Raw genomic sequence first — 19,977 nt, 5'->3', positions numbered from 1 at the left:
TCATGGTTGCCCCGAAGATTCGCATTAAACTGCGTGGTTTCGACCACAAGGCGCTGGATCAGTCCGCCAGCAAGATCGTGGACACCGTGCGCCGCACCGGCGCCGACGTGAGCGGCCCGGTGCCCCTCCCCACCCGCATCCGCCGTTTCTGCGTGCTGCGCAGCCCCTTTATCGACAAGGACAGCCGCGAGCACTTTGAAATCCGCACCCACAACCGCCTGGTGGACATCAGCAACCCCACCAAGAAGACCATCGACAGCCTGATGACCCTCGACCTGCCCACCGGTGTGGACATCGAGATCAAGACCGTGGGGGGCCGCGCATGAAAGGCATCCTCGGCACCAAAGTCGGCATGACCCAGATCTGGAAAGGCGACCGCGCCGTTCCCGTGACGGTCGTGCTGGCGGGCCCCTGCCCCGTCGTGCAGCGCAAGACCGCGCAGACCGACGGTTACGAGGCCGTTCAGATCGGTTACGCACCCCGCAGCGAAAAGAACACCACCAGGCCGCTGGGCGGCCACTTCAAGAAAGCCGGCGTGGCCCCGGTGCGTTTCCTGCGCGAGTTCCGTAACTTCAACCCTGAAGGTGAAGCCGTGAACGTGGACATCTTCGCCGAAGGCGAGAAGATCGACGCCACTGGCACCAGCAAAGGCAAAGGCTTCCAGGGCGTCATGAAGCGCTGGAACTTCAAGGGCGGCCCCGCCAGCCACGGTTCCAAGAAGTGGCACCGCCGCCCCGGTTCCATCGGTCAGCGTAAAACCCCCGGCCGCGTGTACAAAGGCAAGAAAATGGCCGGTCACATGGGTATGGAGCGCGTGACCGTGCAGAACCTGGAAGTCGTGGAAATCCGCGCCGACGAGAACCTGATCCTGGTCAAGGGCGCTATCCCCGGCGCGAACGGTGGTCTGGTCGTCCTGCGCGGTGCTGCCAAGGGAGGCAAGTAATGGCGCAGATTGACGTCATCGGCAAGAACGGCGGTCGCAAGATCGACGTGGAGCTGCCGGAAGTAAACAAGGGCGTGCTGCACGATGTGGTCACCTGGCAACTGGCGAACCGCCGCCGCGGCACCGCCAGCACCAAGACCCGCGCCGAAGTGGCCCGCACCGGCAAGAAGATGTACAGCCAGAAAGGCACCGGCAACGCCCGTCACGGCGACCGCACCGTGCCCACCTTCGTGGGCGGCGGCGTGGCCTTCGGCCCCAAACCCCGCAGCTACGGCTACACCCTGCCCAAGAAAGTGCGTCAACTGGGCCTGGCCATGGCCCTCGCCAGCCGCCAGGAAGAAGGCAAGCTGCTGGCCGTGGACGGCTACGACCTGACCGACGCGAAGACCAAGAGCTTCATCGGCTGGGCTTCCTCCAACGGCCTGGACGGTCAGGAGAAAGTCCTGCTGGTCACCGACAACGAGCAGGTGCGCCTGGCGGCCCGTAACGTCGCCTGGGTCAGCGTGCTGCCCGTCGTCGGCGTGAACGTGTACGACATCCTGCGCCACGATCGCCTGGTGATCGACGCGGCTGCCCTGGAACCCATGAACGAAGAAGGGGCCGAAGAGGAGGCCAGCGCATGAGCCACTACGACATCATTCAGGCTCCGGTGTTCAGCGAAAAAGCTTTTGCGGGTATGGAGCGCGGCGCTTACACCTTCTGGGTCAGCCCCAAGGCCACCAAGACCGACATCAAGGCCGCCATTCAGAAGGCGTTCGACGTGAAAGTGGTCGGCATCAGCACCGCGAACGTCCCCGGGAAGCGCAAGCGCGTCGGTAAGTTCATCGGTCAGCGTAACGACCGCAAGAAGGCCATTGTGCGTCTCGCCGAAGGCCAGAAGATCGAAGCCCTGGAAGCCATGATGGGCCAGGGACAGGGCTAAGGAGAGACTGAACATGGCCGTCAAGAAATACCGTCCCTACACCCCCAGTCGTCGCCAGATGACGACGGCGGACTTCAGTGGACTGACCAAGAAGCGCCCCGAGAAGGCGCTGACCGAAGCCAAGCCCAAGAGCGGCGGACGCAACAACCGTGGCCGCATCACCAGCCGCTTCATCGGCGGGGGCCACAAGAAGCTCTACCGCATCATCGACTTCAAGCGCCGTGACAAGGCTGGCGTGGTCGCCAAGGTCGCCGCCATCGAGTACGATCCCAACCGCAGCGCCCGCATTGCCCTGCTGCACTACGCCGACGGCGAGAAGCGTTACATCCTGGCTCCCGAAGGCCTGACTGTGGGCGCAAGCGTGAACGCCGGCCCCGAAGCCGAACCCAAACTCGGCAACGCCCTGCCCCTGCGTTTCGTGCCGGTCGGTGCGGTGGTACACAGCGTCGAACTGGTGCCCGGTAAAGGCGCCCAACTGGCCCGCAGCGCCGGTACCAGCGTCAGCGTTCAGGGTAAGGAAAGCGATTACGTGATCCTGCGCCTGCCCAGCGGCGAACTGCGCCGCATTCACAGCGAGTGCTACGCCACCATCGGCGTCGTGGGCAACAGCGAGCACAAGAACATCGTGATCGGTAAAGCCGGTCGCAGCCGCTGGCTGGGCCGCAAACCGCACCAGCGCGGCAGCGCCATGAACCCCGTGGATCACCCCCACGGCGGTGGTGAAGGCCGCACCAGCGCCGGTCGCGTGCCCGTCACCCCCTGGGGCCAGCCCACCAAGGGCCTCAAGACCCGCAAGAAACGCAAGATTTCTGACCGTTTCATCGTCACCCGTCGCAAGTAAAGGAGGGCTGAGATATGCCTCGTAGCCTGAAGAAAGGCCCGTTCGTGGATGATCACCTCCTGGAGAAGGTGGACGCTCAGAACGAAGCCCGCACCAAGAAAGTCATCAAGACCTGGAGCCGCCGCTCCACCATCGTTCCCGAGATGATCGGCCACACCATCGCCGTCCACAACGGCAAGCAGCACGTGCCGGTGTTCGTGAACGAGCAGATGATCGGCCACAAGCTCGGCGAGTTCTCGCCCACCCGCACCTACCGCGGCCACGGCGCGGACAAGAACGCCAAGGGGAGCAAGAAGAAATGACCGCTTCCGACACCGCCCAACTCAAGACTGCCAGCCGCAAGAACGAAGCGGCAGGCGTGCGCAACAAGAAGCAGCGCAAGCAGGAGGTCAAACTCCGCAAGCCCGGTTTCGCCGTCGCCAAGTACGTCCGCATGTCGCCCCGCAAGGTGCGACTGGTCGTCGACGTGATTCGCGGCAAGAGCGTTCAGGACGCCGAAGACCTGCTGCGCTTCATTCCCCGCAGCGCTTCTGAGCCGGTCGCCAAGGTGCTGAACAGCGCCAAGCACAACGCCCTGCACAACGATGACATGCTAGAAGACCGCCTGTACATCAAAGAAGCGTACGTGGACGCCGGCCCGACCCTCAAGCGCCTGATTCCCCGCGCCCGTGGCAGCGCCAACATCCTGAAGAAGCGCACCAGCCACATCACGATTATTGTCGCCGAGAAGGGAGCCAAATAATGGGCAACAAAATTAACCCCAACGGCTTCCGCCTCGGCATCACCCGTGGCTGGAACAGCCGCTGGTACGCCGGTAAAAAACAGTACGCCACCCTGCTCAAAGAAGACGAGAAGATCCGTAAACTCGTGAGCAAGAAACTGGTCGCCGCCGGTCTGGCCCGTATCGAGATCGAGCGCGCCGGCCAGCAGGTCAACGTGATCATCAGCGCCGCCAAGCCCGGCGTGGTGATCGGTAAGGGCGGCGAGAGCATCAAGGAACTGCGCGGTGACATCGAGCGCCTGGTGTCGGCCGGTACGGTGGCCGTGAACGTCGCCGAGATCCCCAACCCCAACATCAGCGCTCCCCTGGTCGCTCTGCGCATTGCCGAGCAGATCGAACGCCGCTTCGCGTTCCGCCGCGCCATGAAACAGGCCGCCCAGCGCGTCATGGAGTCGGGCGCCCGTGGCGTCAAGATCGTCCTGGGTGGACGCCTCGGCGGCGCCGAACAGGCCCGCACCGAAACCGTCCGTGAAGGCCGCGTGCCGCTGCACACCCTGCGCGCCGACATCGAGTACGGCACCGCCCGCGCCGAAACCACTTACGGCAGCCTCGGGATCAAAGTCATGGTGTTCAACGGTGAAGTCATCGGTGGCAAGACCGAGAGCTATGCCCGCCCGCAGCGCCGCGACGAACGCGGTGAACGCCGCGAAGCCGCCGCAGGTGACCGCCCCAACCGCCGCCGTCCCACGGCGCGCCGCCGCACCGGAGGTGAATGATGCTTCTTCCGAAGCGCACCAAATTCCGTAAACAGATGCGTGGCCGTATGCGCGGCGACGCCAAGGGTGGAGACTACGTCGCCTTCGGCGACTACGGCATGATCGCCCAGGAACCCGCCTGGATCACCAGCCGTCAGATCGAAGCGTGCCGTATCGTCATGAGCCGTCACTTCCGCCGTGGCGGTAAGATCTACATCCGAATCTTCCCCGACAAACCCGTCACCAAGAAACCCGCCGAAACCCGAATGGGTAAAGGGAAGGGCGCCGTGGAGTACTGGGTCAGCGTCGTGAAGCCCGGACGCGTGATGTTCGAAGTGAGCGGCGTGACCGAAGAGCAGGCCAAGGAAGCCTTCCGCCTGGCCGGTCACAAGCTGCCCATCCACACCAAGATGGTGAAGCGCGAGGTCTACGATGAAGCCCAGTGAAATGCGTAACCTGAAAGGCGAAGACTTCCAGAAGGAAATCGAAGCCCGTAAGAAAGAACTGATGGAACTGCGCTTCCAGGCCGCCATGGGCAGCCTGGCCCAGCCCCACCGCGTCAAGCAACTGCGCCGCGAAGTCGCTCAACTGAACACGATTCGCCGCGAGCAAACCGTGTCCGAACTCAAAGACGGAGCTAGTAAATGAAAAAGACCTTTACTGGCGTCGTGGTGAGCGACAAAGCCGACAAGACCGTCAGCGTGAAAGTCGAACGTAAGTTCGCCCACCCGCTGTACGGCAAGGTCGTGACCCGCAGCCACAAGTACGCCGCCCACGACGAAAACAATGAATACCGCCTCGGTGACCGCGTGGAGATCATCGCTGTGCGCCCCATCAGCAAGACCAAGACCTGGAAGGTCACCAAGCTGATCGAGCGCCCCCGTGGCATCGAGACCACCCTGGCCGAGACGGAAGTGGCCGGAGGCGAAGCATGATCCAGACTCAATCCCGCCTCGACGTGGCCGACAACAGCGGCGCACGCGAAATCATGTGCATCCGCGTACTGAACAGCGGCATCGGTGGCAAGGGCCTCACCACCGGCGGCGGTGGCAACAAGAAATTCGCCCACGTCGGTGACATCATCGTCGCCAGCGTGAAAGACGCCGCCCCCCGTGGCACCGTGAAAAGCGGTGACGTGGTCAAGGCCGTGATCGTGCGCACCAGCCAGGCGATCAAACGCGCCGACGGCAGCACCATCCGTTTCGACAAGAATGCCGCCGTCATCATCAACAACCAGAGTGAACCCCGCGGCACCCGCGTCTTCGGGCCGGTCGCCCGCGAACTGCGTGACCGCCGCTTCATGAAGATCGTTTCCCTGGCCCCGGAGGTGCTGTAATGCCCCGTCCCCGCGCCGGAACGCACCACAACAACAAGCTGCACTTCAAGAAAGGCGACACCGTCATCGTCCTGAGCGGCAAGCACAAAGGCCAGAGCGGCAAAGTGCTGCTCGCCCTGCCCCGCGACCAGAAGGTCGTCGTGGAAGGCGTGAACGTCATCACCAAGAACGTCAAGCCCAGCTTTGCCAACCCCCAGGGCGGCCAGGAGCAACGCGAACTGGCCCTGCACGCCAGCAAGGTCGCGCTGGTCGACCCTGAAACCGGCAAAGCCACCCGCATCCGCAAGACCATCGTGGACGGCAAGAAAGTCCGCGTGGCCGTCGCCAGCGGCAAGAACATCGACTGACCATCTCCGGGCCACCCCAGTCCACAGGACTGAAACGGGGTGGCCTGAGCGGCGCTCTCTGAAAAACTGGGAGACCGCTCGAAGGAACCCACCATGCAAACCCTGAAGAAGAAGTACAACGAAGAAGTGCGCCCCGCACTCATGCAGCAGTTCGGCTACAGCTCCGTCATGGCCGTCCCCCGCATCGAGAAAATCGTCGTGAACGAAGGTCTCGGCAGCAGCAAGGACGACAGCAAGGCCATCGACAAGGCAGCCAAGGAACTGAGCCTGATCACCCTTCAGAAGCCCATCGTCACCAAGGCCAAGAAAAGCATCAGCAACTTCAAACTCCGCCAGGGCATGCCCGTCGGCATCAAAGTCACCCTGCGCGGCGAGCGCATGTACGTGTTCCTCGAAAAACTTGTGAACATCGGCCTGCCCCGCATCCGTGACTTCCGTGGCATCAACCCCAACGCTTTCGATGGACGCGGGAACTACAACCTCGGGATCAAAGAGCAACTGATCTTCCCCGAGATCACGTACGACATGGTCGACAAGACCCGCGGCATGGACATCACCATCGTGACCAGTGCCAAAACCGACGAAGAAGCCCGCGCCCTGCTGCAAGCGATGGGGCTGCCCTTCCGCAAGCAGTAAGAGGAACTTATGGCTAATACTTCCAAAGTCGTGAAAGCCGCACGCGGACACAAGTTCGCCGTGCAGAACTACAACCGTTGCAGCCGCTGTGGCCGCGCCCGCAGCTACTACCGCTTCTTCGGCCTGTGCCGCATCTGCATCCGCGAAATGGCCCACAAAGGCGAACTCCCCGGCGTGAAAAAAGCAAGCTGGTAAGCGAAACGCACCAAGCAAGACTCCCCTGCGTGGGGAGTTTTTTGTTGGTGGAGGTCACGGTGGGTGGAAAAAGTTGGCCCTATCTGGTCGCAATTTTGCAGGTTGTTGTTGCAGTTACCGCCGCGCTGGCACTCATCAATCCCTTCCGTGAACCCATGCTCTGGGCGTTTGCCTTCGCGGGGGTGCTCTTTCTGACGACAGCGCCTGTACATTTTTGGATTCGCACCCGTGGCTCTGAAGAGGTCATCCATGGTCGGAATCGGCCCTCTTTCCTCACCAGGGAATTTCAGCAGAAACAATCTACAGAGTTCAATCAGTACCTCTACTTCCATTCGATACTTTCTCTGTGTAGTATGGCCATTTTCCTGGGTGTGATTTTCTTTGGTCTGCTTCAGGACATGCGGCTTGGTGCATCCAGTCATTAAGTCTGCTTCAACTTTTGCTGTGACTTGGGTACGGTGAAGGAGCGGTCAGGACGGAGTCGCTAGCCTCCGGTTGACTCCTCGACCCCTTCAGGGCAGCTTCCCCTAGATAGAGCCAGGAAGTGGTGTTCAAAGCTATTTGGCCGTTGCCTCGCTCGCCTGGGTTCTGCTACAATCCTAAATTGCCGTGTTTGTTGCGGCATTGTGTTCGGCCCCCCGGATACGAACTGTCCACATTTGGCCAGTGATCGTCTGGGAGTGGAATGACCCAACAGAAGAAGTGCCGCGTTTTTGCGGCCCACTTTCCGAGGGGAGAATTGCGCCCGCCTGCCAGCTTGTCTGGGGACGGGCCGCCTGCCGGGGATAAGCCTTGACACAAGGAACTGTTTCCGGGTAATGCAGCCGCTGGAGGCTACATGCTGAGTGATCCCATCGCCGATATGCTCACGCGCATTCGCAACGCGACGCGCACCCACAAGGAGACCGTGGATGTCCCGGCCTCCAAGTTCAAGGAAGAGCTGGCCAAGTTGCTCGTGAAGGAAGGTTACGTGGCTTCCTACGAGCGCACCCGTCCCGAAGGGGCAAAATTTGACGTGCTGCGCCTGACGCTGAAATACGGCGAGAAGCGCGAGCAGGTCATCAAGCACATCGAGCGCGTGAGCCGTCCTGGCCGCCGCGCTTATGTCAGCGCCGAGAACCTGCCCCGCGTGCAGCGTGGCCTGGGCGTGGCCGTGGTGTCCACGAGCAAAGGCCTGCTGGCCGACCGTGACGCCCGCAAGCAAGGTGTGGGCGGCGAAGTCGTCTGCATTCTCTGGTAATCGGTTTTCTGGCTTTTTAGACCTGACCTCAGACCATTAGGTTTGACTTAAGGAAGAAGGAGGACACTATGTCCCGTATTGGTAGACAGCCTATTGCCGTGCCGAACGGCGTGACGGTGAACATGGAAGGCGGCGTGTTCAAGGTCAAAGGCCCCAAAGGTGAACTGAGCGTTCCCTACAACACCGAACTGACCATCAAGAAAGACGGCGACAACCTCGTTGTCGAGCGCCCCACTGACCAGCAGCGCCACCGCGCCCTGCACGGCCTGACCCGCACCCTGGTCGCCAACGCCGTGAAAGGCGTCAGCGAAGGGTACACCATCAACCTGGAACTCAAGGGCGTGGGTTTCCGCGCCAAGATGACCGGGAAGAACCTGGAAATGGCCATGGGTTTCAGCCACCCTGTCGTCATCGAGCCCCCCACTGGCGTGAGCTTCACCGTGCCGGAACCCACCAAGATCGACGTGAGCGGCATCGACAAGCAGCTCGTCGGCCAGGTGGCCGCCAACGTCCGCAAAGTGCGTAAGCCCGATGTGTACCACGGCAAGGGTGTGCGCTTCGCTGGTGAGAAGATCTCGCTCAAGGCCGGTAAGGCTGGTGCCACCGGCGGCAAAGGGAAGAAATAATGAGCGCCCAGACGACTATTCGCCGCAAACTCCGCGCCCGCCGCAAAGTGCGTACCGCCGCCGGAGAACGCCTCCGCCTCAGCGTGTACCGCAGCAGCAAGCACATCTACGCCCAGATCATCGACGACAGCAAGGGTGTGACGGTCGCGGCCGCCAGCTCCGCTGGACTGACGAACGGCTCCAAGTCCGACAGCGCCAGCGCCGTGGGCAAGGCCCTGGCCGAAGCTGCCGTCGCCAAAGGCGTCAAGCAAGTGGTTTTTGACCGTGGACAGTACCGTTACCACGGACGTGTAAAAGCGCTCGCCGAAGCGGCGCGGGAGGGTGGCCTTGACTTTTAATCGTCGGAACGACCGCAACATGGAGCGTGAACCCAGCGAATTCGAAGAGAAGATGCTGTTCGTCAACCGCACCAGCAAAACCTATCAGGGCGGGCGCCGCTTCCGTTTCGCGGCCCTGGTGATTCTGGGTGACCGCAACGGCCGTGTGGGCATGGGCATCGGCAAAGCCAAGGAAGTGCCCGTCGCCATCGAGAAGGCCAAGAGCATTGCCCGCAAGAACATGATCAGTGTTCCGGTGGAAAACGGCACCATTCCCCACGAAATCGTGGGGGCGAACAGCACCAGCCGCGTGCTGTTGAAGCCCGCCGGCCCCGGTACCGGCGTGATTGCCGGTACGGTTCCCCGCAGCATTGCGGAACTGGCCGGAATCACCAACATGCTGTCCAAGGAACTCGGCAGCCGCAACAAAGTGAACGTGGCCTACGCTGTGTTCGACGGCTTCAAGAACCTGCGCACCGCCAAGCAAGTTCGCGCCCTGCGCGGCGACGCCGTGGTGGCCCAGCGCGGCGAAAGTCCCGCAGACCGCAGTGCCCCCCTTCAGGCCAACGCTGCCGAAGCCGGTGAAGGCGCCGCAGACAACGGAGGCACGCAATGAAAATCAAGCTCGTGCGCAGCGTCATCGGTCGCCCTGAGAACCAGGTCAAGACCGTTCAGGCGCTGGGCCTCAGAAAAATCGGTCAGACCCGCGAGGTCAACGACACCCCCGCCATGCGCGGCATGGTGAACACCGTCAAGCACCTGCTGGAGGTGCAAGAATGAAACTCCACGATCTGCAACCCACGCCCGGCAGCCGCAAGAACCGCAAGCGCGTCGGACGCGGCCCCGGCGGCACCGACAAGACCGCCGGACGCGGCCACAAGGGCCAGAAAGCCCGCAGCGGCGCTGGCAAAGGCCAGTTCTTCGAGGGTGGCCGTAGCCGCCTGATCGCCCGCTTGCCCAAGCGCGGTTTCAACAATGTGGGTACCACCTACGAAATCGTGAAACTGGGCCAGCTCGAAGGGATTGAAGGCACCACCGAAATCAACCGTGAAGCCCTGGAAATCCTGGGCCTGGTGCGCCGCAGAGACCGCCCCGTGAAACTCCTCGTCGGTGGCGAACTGAGCCGCGCCCTGACCATTCACGTGGACGCCGCCAGCCAGTCCGCCGTCAAAGCCGTCGAAGCGGCCGGGGGCAAAGTTGTGCTGCCCGCCGCACCCACTGAAACTCAAGCTGAAGCAGCGAAGGCGGAGTAATGCTTCGCGCCTTCCGCGACGCCTTCAGGATTCCTGATCTTCAGCGGAAGATTGTCTTCACCCTGCTGCTCCTCGCCGTCTACCGCCTGGGGAACACGATCCCCACCCCAGGCGTCAACAGTGCCGCCCTGAGTCAAGCGAACTCGGGCGGCCTGTTCGGCTTGATCAGCATGATCTCGGGCGGCAATCTCTCGCAATTCTCGATTTTTGCCCTGGGCGTGCTGCCGTACATTACGGCCAGCATCGTCATTCAGCTGCTGACCACCACCGTTCCTGCACTGGAAAAACTCAGTAAGGAAGGGGAAGAGGGCCGCAAGAAGATCAACCAGTTCACGCGCTACGCCGCTGTGGGTTTGGGGGCGGTGCAGGCCACCTTCTTTGCCGGCATGATCAATGCCAACCCCAGTTACATCGCCGTGGGCTGGGAGCCGGGGCTGTTCACCACCATGGTGATGGTCTTGACGCAGGTGGCCGGGATTGCCTTCACCATGTGGATCGGTGAGCGCATCACCGAAGTGGGCATCGGCAACGGCATTTCGCTGATCATCACGGCAGGCATTATTGCCAACTATCCCCGCGAAATCGCCGCCACCGCCGCCCTGCTCCGCAACGAGACCATCAGCATCCTCAGCATCGTGGCTTTTATCGTCGCCATTCTGATCACGCTGGCCGGCATCGTTTACGTGTATCAGGCCGAGCGCCGCGTTCCCATCACGTACGCGCGCGCGCGCGGCGGGGCTGCTGGGGAGGCCCGCGCTGCCGGACGCGCCACCTGGCTGCCCATCAAGGTGAACCAGGCCGGCGTGATTCCGGTGATCTTCGCCAGCGCCGCCCTGATGATCCCTAACCTGATCGCCAGTGCCACCGCCACCCGCGCGCCCGACGTGCAGGCCTGGATTCAGACCAACCTGAGTTTCGGCCAGCCGCTGTACATCCTGCTGGAATCGCTGCTGATCTTCGGGTTCACGTACCTGTACAACAGTGTGCAGTTCGACCCGAAACGCATCGCCGAGCAGCTCCGCGAGGGGGGCGGCTTCATTCCCGGAGTGCGCCCCGGGCAGCCCACCGCCGAATTCCTGGGCAGCATCAGCAGTCGCCTGAGCCTGTGGGGCGCCCTGTTCCTGGTGGTGCTGACCATTCTGCCGCAGATCGTGCAGAGCGCCACGAACATCAGCACCTTCCAGCTTTCCGGCACCGGGCTGCTGATCATCGTCGGGGTCGCGCTCGAAACCCTCAAACAACTCGAAGCGCAACTCACGGTCAGGCGCTACGACGGCTTCATCAGCAAGGGCCGCATTCGCGGACGCCTCAACAACTGAACGCCTCGTCGCCAGTTTCTCAAGTTGCTCAGCCGCCTTCCCCCCGGAGGGCGGTTTTCACGTTACCCCCGCAGTTCCCCCACAGGGCTGGGCAGGGGGCGCCCGCCTTCGACAGAAAGCATTATTCTGAACACTGTAACGGAGGAACACTCAAGTGACCCACTCAAAGCACAAAGTTGTCATTTTCCTCGGGCCTCCCGGCGCGGGCAAAGGCACCCAGGCTGCCCGACTGGCCGAAGAGCAGCACCTGACCCAGATCAGCACCGGCGACATTCTGCGTGATCACGTTCGCCGGGGCACCGAACTCGGCCAGCAGGTCAAACCCATGCTCGACGCCGGGCAACTCGTTCCGGATCCCATCCTGATCGCCCTGATCCGCGACCGACTCGCCGGCATGGACAGCATCCGCGTCATCTTCGACGGCTTCCCACGCACCTACGCGCAGGCCGAAGCGCTGGACGTGCTGCTGGAAGAACTCGGCGCACCCGTCAGCGCCGTGCCGCTGCTGGAGGTGCCCGATCAGGTGCTGATCGACCGCATCGTGGAACGGGGCCGGCAGGCGGCCGCCAGAGGCGAAGCGGTGCGCAGCGACGACAACGAGGAAACCGCCCGCAAACGCCAGCAGGTGTACCGGGAACAGACCCAGCCCCTCATCGACTACTACGGCGGACGCGGCCACCTGTACACCGTCGACGGTGTGGGCAGCATGGACGAGGTGTACGCCCGCATCACGGGTGGCATGAAACCGCAGTCGTCGTGACCGGCTGAGGCGCTGAGAGAATCAAGGCTTTCGGCCACTCCTACGGAGCCCGTTTGTTTCGCTCCCTCTTCACTTGGGTGGAATCGTTTATAAAACGGTTCCATTCGAGTTTTTCTCAGTTGTTCTGGCAGTGATTTTCAGGGCGCGCCACGAGTCTTCCGGGCTGAAACTCGAACAGAAAATGGTGGACTTGCAGGACTGAGACCGGGTGGCGGTGTGGCCTGTGGAGTCCTGCTGGGGCGTGAGCGATTTAGCGCGGTGCAATGGGCAGAATCCTGACGCCCCCCTGCCCGTCCCCGCCGATCAGGGAGGTGCCGTCGGGGCTGAGGAATTCTGGGTAACCGTCGCTGATGCGTGTGACCGCTCCCAGCGTGCGCCCGCTGGCGACCTCGCGGAGTTCCAGCCACTCGCGGCCCTGGGCGTCCGTGCTGGCGCGTTTCACGAGAACGCGGGTGCCGTCCATGCTGAAGCCGATCAGGCTGCCCACTCCTTTCAGGAAGGCGGCATTCTCGGCGGGTTTTTCCTTGCCGCTCTGCAGGTCGATCACGCGCCCGCGTGATGCCAGGAAAGAGGCGCTGTCCGGCCCGAACTGCCCCACGCCCACGCCTGCCAGGGTGTTTTTCAGGGTGCCGTCCAGGGTATTGAACAGGCGGGTTTTGACCTGTCCCCGGAACATGGGGGCCAGCAGTTGACCGTCGGGGGTGAAATGCAGGGCGCTGGGGGCCAGTTTCGTGTCACTGTTGATGGTGGTCAGGCGCTTGGCCTCCCGCGTATCCCACAGTTGCACGTAGCCGTTGCTGTTCCCGGCGGCCAGGCGCGACCCGTCGGCGTTCAGGGCCAGGGCGGTGGTGCCTTTCAGGCCCGGCGAGGCCAGGATTTTGGTCGGCCCGCTGGGCTGGTCGGGTTTACCGCTGCTGGTCAGGTTGACGATGCCCACGCGTGCCCAGCCGCTCTGGGGATCCGGGGTCAGCATCAGCGCCATCCACTTGCCGTCGCGGCTGATCGCCGGGGACAGGTTGTGGATCACGTCGGCCGACAGCCACAGCTCGCGTTTCAACTCGCCGGTGCCGGCATCCACCAGACGCAGGTGCGTGGAGTAGCGGTTGCGCAGGGCGATCAGGCCGCTGCCGCTGGCGTTGTCCTGCGTGACGCCCAGCACCACCAGGGGATCGGGCAGAATGCGGGTTTCCATTTGCGCCAGGGTGGAACTTCCCAGCAGCAGGGCAAGCAGCGGCACAGCACGTTTCATTACCGCCTAGCCTAACGGCGGGAAGCTCACAGAACAATGAGAAGTTGAACCTTAATCCGTCTCTCCCTGAACTCCGCAGAGGTGCTGGCAGTTACAGAGCGGATCAGGGGAGGGCCTGCCCCTCAGGGTGGAAATCAAAGCCTTATGAGGCGGCGTGTGACAGAGCGGGATTGGTTAGGCTCTGGGCATGCGGATCGTGATTGTGGGCGGCGTGGCGGCGGGCATGAGTGCGGCCAGTCGAGCGAAGCGGCTGAATCCGGAGGCCGAGGTGGTCGTCTTCGAGCGGGGCGACTGGATCAGCTACGGCGCGTGCGGGCTTCCCTACGTGCTGGGCGGCGACGTGCGGGACTGGGACGCCCTGGTGGCGCGCACGCCGGAGCGCATGCGCGCTCAGGGCATCGCGGTGCGGCTCCAGCACGAGGTCACGGGCGTGGACGCGCGCGCAGGAACAGTCACGGTGCTCGAACGGCAGGCGGGGCGAACCTCCACCGAACCGTTCGACCGGCTGCTGCTGGCCACGGGCGTCTCTCCCATCCGGCCCGACTGGAGCCGCACGGACTTGCAGGGCGTTCACGTCCTGAAGGACATTCCGGACGGGCAGGCCATCGAGGCCAGTCTGAAGGGCGCCAAAAGGGTTTGTATCGTGGGCGGCGGATACATCGGGATTGAGCTGGCAGAAGCGTGCCGGGCGCGGAACCTGAGCGTGGTGATGCTGGAGAAGGCGCCGGACGTGGCGGGCCGCGCCCTGGATCACGAGTACCGCGTGCGCGTGCGCGAAGAACTGGAGCAGCGCGGCGTGGACGTCAGGACTGGCGTGACAGTGGAGGGCCTGACCGGAAAGGCGGGTCGCGTGACGGGCGTGCAGACAGACGCGGGGCTGGTGCGGGCGGACGTCGTGATCGTGGCGGTGGGAGTCAAACCGCAGGTGGAGCTGGCGAAGGCCGCGGGCGTGCGAATCGGAAAAACTGGGGCCATCGCCGTCAATCATAGGCAGGAAACCAGTGTGCCTGGCCTTTACGCTGCCGGCGATAACTGCGAGAGCACCCACCGCGTGACGCGCCGCCGGGTGCACATTCCGCTGGGCCTCACCGCCAACCGCATGGGGCGTGTGGCAGGCGTGAACATGGCCGGCGGCGAAGCCCGCTTTCCCGGCATTGTCGGCACCGGGATTTTCAAGGTCTTCGGTCTGGGCGCCGCCAGAACAGGGCTGACGCAGGCCGAGGCCAATGCCCTGGGCCTGAACGCCGTCAGTGTGGACGTGACCAGCACCGATCACGCCGGGTATTACTTCGATGCCAGCCCCATTCATGTGCGCCTGACCGCCGAGCGGGGCACCGGCCGCCTGCTGGGGGCGCAACTGGTCGGCTGCCGCGAAAGCATCAAGCGGGTGGACGTGGTGGCGGCCCTGCTGCATGGCCGGGGCAAGGTGCAAGACCTGGCCGCAATGGACCTGGCCTACGCCCCCCCTTTTTCCAGTGTGTGGGACGTGCTGCTGGTCGCCGCGGACAAACTTGGTCGGGCTGTCAGTCAGAGGTGAGGATAGCGACGCACTCGCTGAATGAGATCGCCGCGGGAGGACAAGACATTGAGCTGTTGCTCTCGTACGGCGTCATTTGCCGGCCCATCGGGGAACGTGGGGACGCCATCACCTTTCGTGTGGTCTGGAACACGATCGGTAGATTCGCAGGTTACACGCGCACCAGGAAGGCGCTCTCAATAACGTCCAGGGCACGGATGGCCTGGAGCTGCTCGGGCGTGAGATTGTCGTCGAGGGTCAGGGTGAAGAGGGCCTGGCCGCCTTTCTCGGCGCGGCCCAGGGCCATGCCCGCGATGTTGACGCCCCAGGTGCCGAGCAGATTGGACAGCTTGGCGACGGCGCCGGGCTTGTCCTGGTTGCTGGCGATCAGGATGTACCCTTCGGGCTCCAGTTCCACGCGGTAGTCGCGGAGTCTAGTCAGGCGCGGGGATTTGCCGAACACCGTGCCGCCGACGGTGCGCACGCGGTCTTTGTCGGCGTTGTGGCTGAGGATTTTCACGATGACTTCGGTCTGGTAGTCGGGGCTGTCCTGTTCCTCGCGGATGGCAACGTCAATGCCGCGTTCCCTGGCCAGCGCCCGGGCGTTGATCATGTTCGGTGTTTCATCGGTGCTGCCGGACAGGTAACCGACCAGCACGGCGGTCACAACGGGGCTGGGGTCGACGGGAAATTCGCCCCGGAAGGTCACCTCGACTTCGTGGGCGCCGGGCAGCAGTTGCGCCTGAATGCGGCCCAGTTTTTCACCGAGGGTCAGGTAACCGCCCAGGGCTTCCAGGGTCTTGGCGTCCAGCGCGGGGGCGTTCACCGCACCTTTGCTCACGTCGCCTTTCAGGGCGTCCAGCACGCGGCTCACGATTTCCGCTCCGACCCGTTCCTGCGCTTCACGGGTATTCGCGCCCAGGTGCGCGGTGATGCCCAGGTTGGGCGCTTGCAGGAAAATGTGCTCGGCGGTGGGCGGTTCCTCCACGAACACGTCCACCCCGGCGGCGAACAGGTGGCCGGAGTTCAGGGCGTTCACCAGCGCCTGTTCATTTACGATGCCGCCGCGGGCCGCGTTCACCACGATGGCGTCTTTTTTCAGCAGCGCCAGTTCGTCTGCCCCGATCATGCCGCTGGTTTCTTCGGTCAGCGGGGTATGCACGGTCAGAAAATCTACGCGCCGGAGCAGGTCTTCCAGGGTTTCAGTCCGCTCGATGCCCAAACGCTCGAACTTGCTTTCGGGCACGTAGGGGTCGTAGGCGACCACTTTCAGGCGCAGGCCCTGTGCCCGGTCGGCCACGATGCTGCCGATACGGCCCAGGCCCACAATACCCAGCGTCTTGTCCTTGAGTTCGAGGCCCAGGAACTTGCGATCCCACGTGCCGGCGCGGGTGTTGCGGTCGCTGCGGGTCAGGCCACGGGCAGCCGCCATCAGGTGCATGACCGCCAGTTCGGCGGCCGACACGTTGTTGCTCTCGGGGGCGTTCAGGATCAGCAGGCCGCGCAGGCTGGCGTACTCCAGATCGATGTTGTCCACGCCGACCCCGCCGCGCCCGATGACCTTGAGGCGCGGCCCGGCGGCGTCGATCAGTTCCCGGTCGACCTTGGTGCGGCTGCGGGTGATCAGGGCGTCGTACTCGGGGAGGCGGCGCAGCGTTTCGGCCCTGTCCATGTTGCCCTGGTAGTCGATCTGAAAGCCCTCGTGGTCGAGGTTGCCGGGGTTCATCTCGTCGCAGATCAGGACGCGAAATGGGGTGCGTTCCGTGGCGTTTTCGCTGGTGGGGGCGGGGGCAGTCATGCTGTCAGGGTAAGCGGTGAGGGGGAGGTGGAACGTGGACATGGCTAGGTTCACGGGGACGGTTATCAATACAGCTTGTCTAAGTCTCGGCAGCTCATCTCAGGGCCTGGCTTAAGGCAAAGTAGACAAAGTTTTTAGGTATGCCTAAAATAGAACGGTGTCAGATTCCTTCGCCTCGACCTCCACTGAGCTTGACTCGCACAACAGCGCGAAGGCCGCCGACGTTCTGAGCGGACACTCGCCCAGACGCGGTCTGAAACGTCTGCTGCCCTTCCTGGGTCCAGCCGTCATCGCCTCGATCGCCTACATGGATCCCGGCAACTTCGCCACCAACATCCAGGGCGGCGCAGACTTCGGCTACCGCCTGCTGTGGGTCATCCTGGCCGCCAACCTGATGGCCATGCTGATCCAGAACCTCAGCGCCAAACTGGGCATCGCCACCGGCAAGAACCTGCCGCAGGTCATCCGCGAGCAGTGGCCGGGGCCGGTCAGGTGGTTCTACTGGGTGCAGGCCGAAATTGTGGCCATGGCCACCGACCTCGCCGAGTTCATCGGGGCGTCCATCGCCATTCATTTACTTACGGGCCTGCCGCTTTTCTGGGGCGCCGTGGTCACCGCCATCATCTCCTTCTGGATTCTGGGTTTCCAGCGGCGCGGCGCGCGGCCCATGGAACTGGTCATCGGCGCTTTCGTGCTGATCATCGGGCTGGCTTACCTCGCTCAGTTCGTCATGGCCCGCCCGGCCCTCTCGGCCCTCGGTGCGGGCTTTCTGCCCAGTTTCGCCGGAACGCAAAGTGTGTACCTGGCAGTGGGTATCATCGGCGCGACCGTCATGCCGCACGTCATCTACCTGCACTCGGCGCTGACGCAGGGACGGATCAAGACGCGCACCGACACCGAAAAAATCAAGTTGGCCAAACTGAACAAGGTGGACGTGATCGGCGCGATGGGTCTGGCGGGCCTGATCAACATGAGCATGCTGGCCGTGGCCGCCGCCACCTTTCACGGCAAGGGGATCGAGGGCGCAGGTGACCTGGAAACCGCCTACCGCACCCTGACGCCGCTGCTGGGTTCCTCCGCGTCTGTGCTGTTCGCCGTCGCACTGCTGGCCAGCGGCATCAGCAGCACGGTGGTCGGTACCATGGCCGGGCAGGTGATCATGCAGGGGTTCGTGAACTTCAGCATTCCCTTGTGGCTGCGCCGCACCATTACCATGCTGCCCGCCTTTGTCGTCATTCTGCTGGGCATCGACCCTACCCGGGCGCTGGTGATGTCTCAGGTGGTGCTGAGTTTCGGGATTCCTTTCGCACTGATTCCCCTGCTGATGTTCAGCGCCCGGCGCGACATCATGGGCGTCCTGACCAGCAAACCGTCCGTGACCGCGCTGGGCTGGCTGTTCGCCACGCTGATCATTGGGCTGAACGTCTATCTGCTGTGGGGCGTGTTTACAGGGTGAAGGGCCTTCTCGACGCTAAGTTTGCGGTGCGGTCGACTGTTCAGCATGTACTCCAGCCCCAGGAAAAGCAGGGAGACCAGCCAATCGGACGGGGCATTGAGGGCTTGCAAGGCCAGGGAGCCTTTTAGCGGAAACTGCCGCGGCCGGACGACCGGACTATGCAGGCAAGATGAGCTGACCCGAGCATCTCCACCACGGCCGGGATCAGCAGGCGCAACTGTTCGCTTGTGATACCTCAGATCTAGATACATCTCGGCCCGAGGAACCTGGCCCAGGGCACAACGGAAGAACCCGCCCCCTGAATGGCGGGCGGGTCTTTTAAAGCGGGCGTTACGAAGGCAGATGCGGTTGCTGGCTGTGATGCCCGAAGGGATGGGCCCCCACGCGACTTTCCGCTTGCGGCACGGTGTGTACGCCCAGGCGCGGCAATGCCCAGCGGTCGAGGCCGATCCAGCCCGCCACGCGCCACCCCAGCACCAGCCAGGTCGCCAGGATGAACAGCACCGGGTTACTGCTGAGGGTGCCGGCCAGCAGGAAGTTGGCGTTCATCAGCCCGCCGAAGAAGGCGGCCACGCCGGTAAACAGGCCCAGGATCAGGGCGATGCCCACGAACACTTCACCGAAAGCCACCATGTGCGAGAACAGCGCGGCGTTGGGCAGGGCGACGTTCTGAATGAAAGCGCCGTACCAGCCGCTCACGTCGGGGTGCTCGCCGCCGGTCTTGGCCAGGGCGCCTTTCAGGAAGCCGGTCACGGCGGCGCCGGCGTTGTCACCGACCCAGCCGCCACCCGAAATCTTGTGCCAGCCGGCCATCAGCCACTCGTAGCCGACGTACAGGCGCAGCAGCGTCCACAGAGGGGCCAGGCGCGTGTCGGCGAAGAGGGTGCGGGTGATCTGGGGTTCGGGGACGTAACGGGTTTCGGTGGTCATATCATCATCTCCTTTGAGAACCACTTCTGATGGCCTTAGGGTGAAACCGGCCCGTGACGAAAGCATTACCTGGGCATTACCGCCTGCACCGCTGCTGTCCCTGCTCACCGGACGTCAAGCGACAGCGCTGCCAGCCGTCAGAAAAGTGGGTGTGCTCCTTATCCAGGCGTCTCTTAAAAGGTCGCCTCCTGCGGCAAGGCGGCCCGAAAGAGGGACTGAAACTCGGCCTGACTAATCTCGTACACGCCCAGAGTGGCGATGTGGCTGTTCTGAATCTGCGCGTCCAACACGCTGAACCCCTGCCTCCGCAGGTGCCCGGCCAGATGAATCAGCGCCGCTTTACTGGCGTTGGTCACGCGGTGAAACTTGCTCTCGGCAAAGAAGATGCCGCCCAGTGCAATGCCTAGCACCCCCCCGGCCAGTTCGCCTCCGCGCCATACCTCGAAGGAGTGCGACAGGCCCGTGGTGTGCAGGTGGGCGTAAATGGCGCTGAGCTCATCTGAGATCCATTCGCCGTCGCGTGGGGGACTGCCCGGCAGGGTGCCCCGGCAACCGCGCACCACGTCCAGAAAGGCAGTATTCACGCGCGGCTCGAAATGCTTCAGGTCGCGTTTCAGGCGGCGCGGCACGTGCAGGCCATCTTCCGCTGTCAGGGGCACCAGAGCGCGGTTCTCCACGCTGTAAAAGCGCACGCCATCGCCATTGTCCATCAAAAAGGCGCCCTGCGCGTACATGCGGGCCACCTCGCGCGTGAACGGGTCCGGGTGGTTCAGGAAAAAAGCGGCGCTGGGCATGGTTGACGTTCAGCGTAGCAGCC

General features: G+C 63.3%; 30 protein-coding genes. 26 read left to right on the top strand and 4 right to left on the bottom strand.

Features of this window, described 5'->3' with window-relative positions:
- From rpsJ to E5Z01_RS04975, 24 genes are all read left to right on the top strand, one after another.
- A partial coding sequence (gene rpsJ, locus E5Z01_RS05090) for a 30S ribosomal protein S10 (RefSeq protein WP_119763483.1) occupies positions 1–326 on the top strand: 326 nt, incomplete at its 5' end.
- Complete coding sequence (gene rplC, locus E5Z01_RS05085; protein ID WP_135228363.1) at positions 323–943, top strand: 50S ribosomal protein L3; 621 nt, start codon at positions 323–325, stop codon at positions 941–943. The genes rpsJ and rplC, both read left to right, overlap by 4 nt.
- Positions 943–1,566, top strand: a complete 624-nt coding sequence (gene rplD, locus E5Z01_RS05080; RefSeq protein WP_135228362.1) for a 50S ribosomal protein L4 — start codon at positions 943–945, stop codon at positions 1,564–1,566. Before rplC ends, rplD begins: the two co-directional genes overlap by 1 nt.
- Positions 1,563–1,865, top strand: a complete 303-nt coding sequence (locus E5Z01_RS05075) for a 50S ribosomal protein L23 (protein WP_135228361.1) — start codon at positions 1,563–1,565, stop codon at positions 1,863–1,865. Before rplD ends, E5Z01_RS05075 begins: the two co-directional genes overlap by 4 nt.
- A gap of 13 nt (positions 1,866–1,878) precedes the next feature.
- Positions 1,879–2,706 carry a 50S ribosomal protein L2 gene (gene rplB / locus E5Z01_RS05070; RefSeq protein WP_135228360.1) on the top strand — a complete coding sequence of 276 codons (828 nt, stop codon included), beginning with the start codon at positions 1,879–1,881 and terminating at the stop codon, positions 2,704–2,706.
- 14 nt (positions 2,707–2,720) lie between these two features.
- Positions 2,721–3,008 carry a 30S ribosomal protein S19 gene (gene rpsS / locus E5Z01_RS05065; RefSeq protein ID WP_135228359.1) on the top strand — a complete coding sequence of 96 codons (288 nt, stop codon included), beginning with the start codon at positions 2,721–2,723 and terminating at the stop codon, positions 3,006–3,008.
- A complete protein-coding gene (gene rplV / locus E5Z01_RS05060) occupies positions 3,005–3,448 on the top strand; it encodes a 50S ribosomal protein L22 (RefSeq protein WP_240738191.1) in 444 nt (147 codons plus the stop codon). The genes rpsS and rplV overlap by 4 nt, the downstream gene beginning before the upstream one ends.
- Entirely contained in the window at positions 3,448–4,203 is a 756-nt protein-coding gene (gene rpsC / locus E5Z01_RS05055; RefSeq protein WP_135228358.1) for a 30S ribosomal protein S3, read from the top strand. The genes rplV and rpsC overlap by 1 nt, the downstream gene beginning before the upstream one ends.
- Positions 4,203–4,628: a 50S ribosomal protein L16 gene (gene rplP, locus E5Z01_RS05050; protein ID WP_119763469.1), complete on the top strand. Its 426-nt coding sequence runs from the start codon at positions 4,203–4,205 to the stop codon at positions 4,626–4,628. The genes rpsC and rplP overlap by 1 nt, the downstream gene beginning before the upstream one ends.
- Positions 4,615–4,830, top strand: coding sequence for a 50S ribosomal protein L29 (rpmC, locus tag E5Z01_RS05045; RefSeq protein WP_119763467.1), 216 nt, complete (start codon positions 4,615–4,617; stop codon positions 4,828–4,830). The genes rplP and rpmC overlap by 14 nt, the downstream gene beginning before the upstream one ends.
- Positions 4,827–5,117, top strand: coding sequence for a 30S ribosomal protein S17 (rpsQ, locus tag E5Z01_RS05040; RefSeq protein WP_119763465.1), 291 nt, complete (start codon positions 4,827–4,829; stop codon positions 5,115–5,117). Before rpmC ends, rpsQ begins: the two co-directional genes overlap by 4 nt.
- A complete protein-coding gene (gene rplN / locus E5Z01_RS05035) occupies positions 5,114–5,518 on the top strand; it encodes a 50S ribosomal protein L14 (protein ID WP_135228357.1) in 405 nt (134 codons plus the stop codon). The genes rpsQ and rplN overlap by 4 nt, the downstream gene beginning before the upstream one ends.
- Positions 5,518–5,865, top strand: a complete 348-nt coding sequence (gene rplX, locus E5Z01_RS05030) for a 50S ribosomal protein L24 (protein WP_119763461.1) — start codon at positions 5,518–5,520, stop codon at positions 5,863–5,865. Before rplN ends, rplX begins: the two co-directional genes overlap by 1 nt.
- A 93-nt stretch (positions 5,866–5,958) precedes the next feature.
- The gene (rplE, locus tag E5Z01_RS05025; RefSeq protein WP_119763459.1) at positions 5,959–6,501 is read left to right on the top strand and encodes a 50S ribosomal protein L5; all 543 of its coding nucleotides are present in this window, start codon (positions 5,959–5,961) and stop codon (positions 6,499–6,501) included.
- A gap of 9 nt (positions 6,502–6,510) precedes the next feature.
- On the top strand, positions 6,511–6,696 hold the full coding sequence (locus E5Z01_RS05020) for a type Z 30S ribosomal protein S14 (RefSeq protein ID WP_119763457.1): 186 nt from the start codon (positions 6,511–6,513) through the stop codon (positions 6,694–6,696).
- A 29-nt stretch (positions 6,697–6,725) separates the two neighbouring features.
- Positions 6,726–7,121: a hypothetical protein gene (locus E5Z01_RS05015; protein WP_135228356.1), complete on the top strand. Its 396-nt coding sequence runs from the start codon at positions 6,726–6,728 to the stop codon at positions 7,119–7,121.
- A gap of 413 nt (positions 7,122–7,534) precedes the next feature.
- Positions 7,535–7,936: a 30S ribosomal protein S8 gene (gene rpsH, locus E5Z01_RS05010; protein WP_135228355.1), complete on the top strand. Its 402-nt coding sequence runs from the start codon at positions 7,535–7,537 to the stop codon at positions 7,934–7,936.
- A 68-nt stretch (positions 7,937–8,004) separates the two neighbouring features.
- Positions 8,005–8,562, top strand: coding sequence for a 50S ribosomal protein L6 (gene rplF / locus E5Z01_RS05005; protein WP_135228354.1), 558 nt, complete (start codon positions 8,005–8,007; stop codon positions 8,560–8,562).
- Positions 8,562–8,900, top strand: coding sequence for a 50S ribosomal protein L18 (rplR, locus tag E5Z01_RS05000; RefSeq protein WP_135228353.1), 339 nt, complete (start codon positions 8,562–8,564; stop codon positions 8,898–8,900). Before rplF ends, rplR begins: the two co-directional genes overlap by 1 nt.
- Positions 8,890–9,495 (top strand): 30S ribosomal protein S5, encoded by a 606-nt coding sequence (gene rpsE / locus E5Z01_RS04995; RefSeq protein WP_233554539.1) that lies wholly within the window; start codon positions 8,890–8,892, stop codon positions 9,493–9,495. The genes rplR and rpsE overlap by 11 nt, the downstream gene beginning before the upstream one ends.
- The gene (gene rpmD / locus E5Z01_RS04990; RefSeq protein ID WP_119763445.1) at positions 9,492–9,659 is read left to right on the top strand and encodes a 50S ribosomal protein L30; all 168 of its coding nucleotides are present in this window, start codon (positions 9,492–9,494) and stop codon (positions 9,657–9,659) included. Before rpsE ends, rpmD begins: the two co-directional genes overlap by 4 nt.
- Positions 9,656–10,132, top strand: a complete 477-nt coding sequence (gene rplO / locus E5Z01_RS04985; protein WP_119763443.1) for a 50S ribosomal protein L15 — start codon at positions 9,656–9,658, stop codon at positions 10,130–10,132. The genes rpmD and rplO overlap by 4 nt, the downstream gene beginning before the upstream one ends.
- Complete coding sequence (secY, locus tag E5Z01_RS04980) at positions 10,132–11,451, top strand: preprotein translocase subunit SecY (RefSeq protein ID WP_119763441.1); 1,320 nt, start codon at positions 10,132–10,134, stop codon at positions 11,449–11,451. Before rplO ends, secY begins: the two co-directional genes overlap by 1 nt.
- Positions 11,452–11,605: 154 nt before the next feature.
- Positions 11,606–12,211, top strand: a complete 606-nt coding sequence (locus E5Z01_RS04975) for an adenylate kinase (protein WP_135228352.1) — start codon at positions 11,606–11,608, stop codon at positions 12,209–12,211.
- Between the two features lie 250 nt (positions 12,212–12,461).
- Here E5Z01_RS04975 and E5Z01_RS04970 read toward each other — a convergent pair whose 3' ends face one another.
- Positions 12,462–13,460, bottom strand: a complete 999-nt coding sequence (locus tag E5Z01_RS04970; protein WP_135228351.1) for a WD40 repeat domain-containing protein — start codon at positions 13,458–13,460, stop codon at positions 12,462–12,464.
- 187 nt (positions 13,461–13,647) lie between these two features.
- Between E5Z01_RS04970 and E5Z01_RS04965 the strand changes: the two genes are divergently transcribed.
- A complete protein-coding gene (locus E5Z01_RS04965) occupies positions 13,648–14,997 on the top strand; it encodes an FAD-dependent oxidoreductase (RefSeq protein WP_135228350.1) in 1,350 nt (449 codons plus the stop codon).
- 151 nt (positions 14,998–15,148) lie between these two features.
- Here E5Z01_RS04965 and serA read toward each other — a convergent pair whose 3' ends face one another.
- Positions 15,149–16,774 (bottom strand): phosphoglycerate dehydrogenase, encoded by a 1,626-nt coding sequence (gene serA, locus E5Z01_RS04960; protein WP_135228349.1) that lies wholly within the window; start codon positions 16,772–16,774, stop codon positions 15,149–15,151.
- Positions 16,775–16,931: 157 nt separating this feature from the next.
- Here serA and E5Z01_RS04955 point away from each other — a divergent pair, with 157 nt between their 5' ends.
- Complete coding sequence (locus E5Z01_RS04955; protein ID WP_135228348.1) at positions 16,932–18,230, top strand: Nramp family divalent metal transporter; 1,299 nt, start codon at positions 16,932–16,934, stop codon at positions 18,228–18,230.
- Positions 18,231–18,560: 330 nt separating this feature from the next.
- Here the strand turns inward: E5Z01_RS04955 and E5Z01_RS04950 are convergent, their stop codons facing one another.
- Entirely contained in the window at positions 18,561–19,160 is a 600-nt protein-coding gene (locus tag E5Z01_RS04950) for a DoxX family protein (RefSeq protein ID WP_135228347.1), read from the bottom strand.
- A 173-nt stretch (positions 19,161–19,333) separates the two neighbouring features.
- The gene (aat, locus tag E5Z01_RS04945) at positions 19,334–19,954 is read right to left on the bottom strand and encodes a leucyl/phenylalanyl-tRNA--protein transferase (RefSeq protein WP_135228346.1); all 621 of its coding nucleotides are present in this window, start codon (positions 19,952–19,954) and stop codon (positions 19,334–19,336) included.
- Positions 19,955–19,977 lie beyond the last annotated feature (23 nt).

The organism is Deinococcus fonticola (genome assembly GCF_004634215.1).
In the GTDB taxonomy this organism is placed as follows: Bacteria; Deinococcota; Deinococci; order Deinococcales; family Deinococcaceae; genus Deinococcus; species Deinococcus fonticola.
Note: the sequence above shows the minus strand (reverse complement) of the source record. Positions and strands in the feature narration are given on the sequence as shown.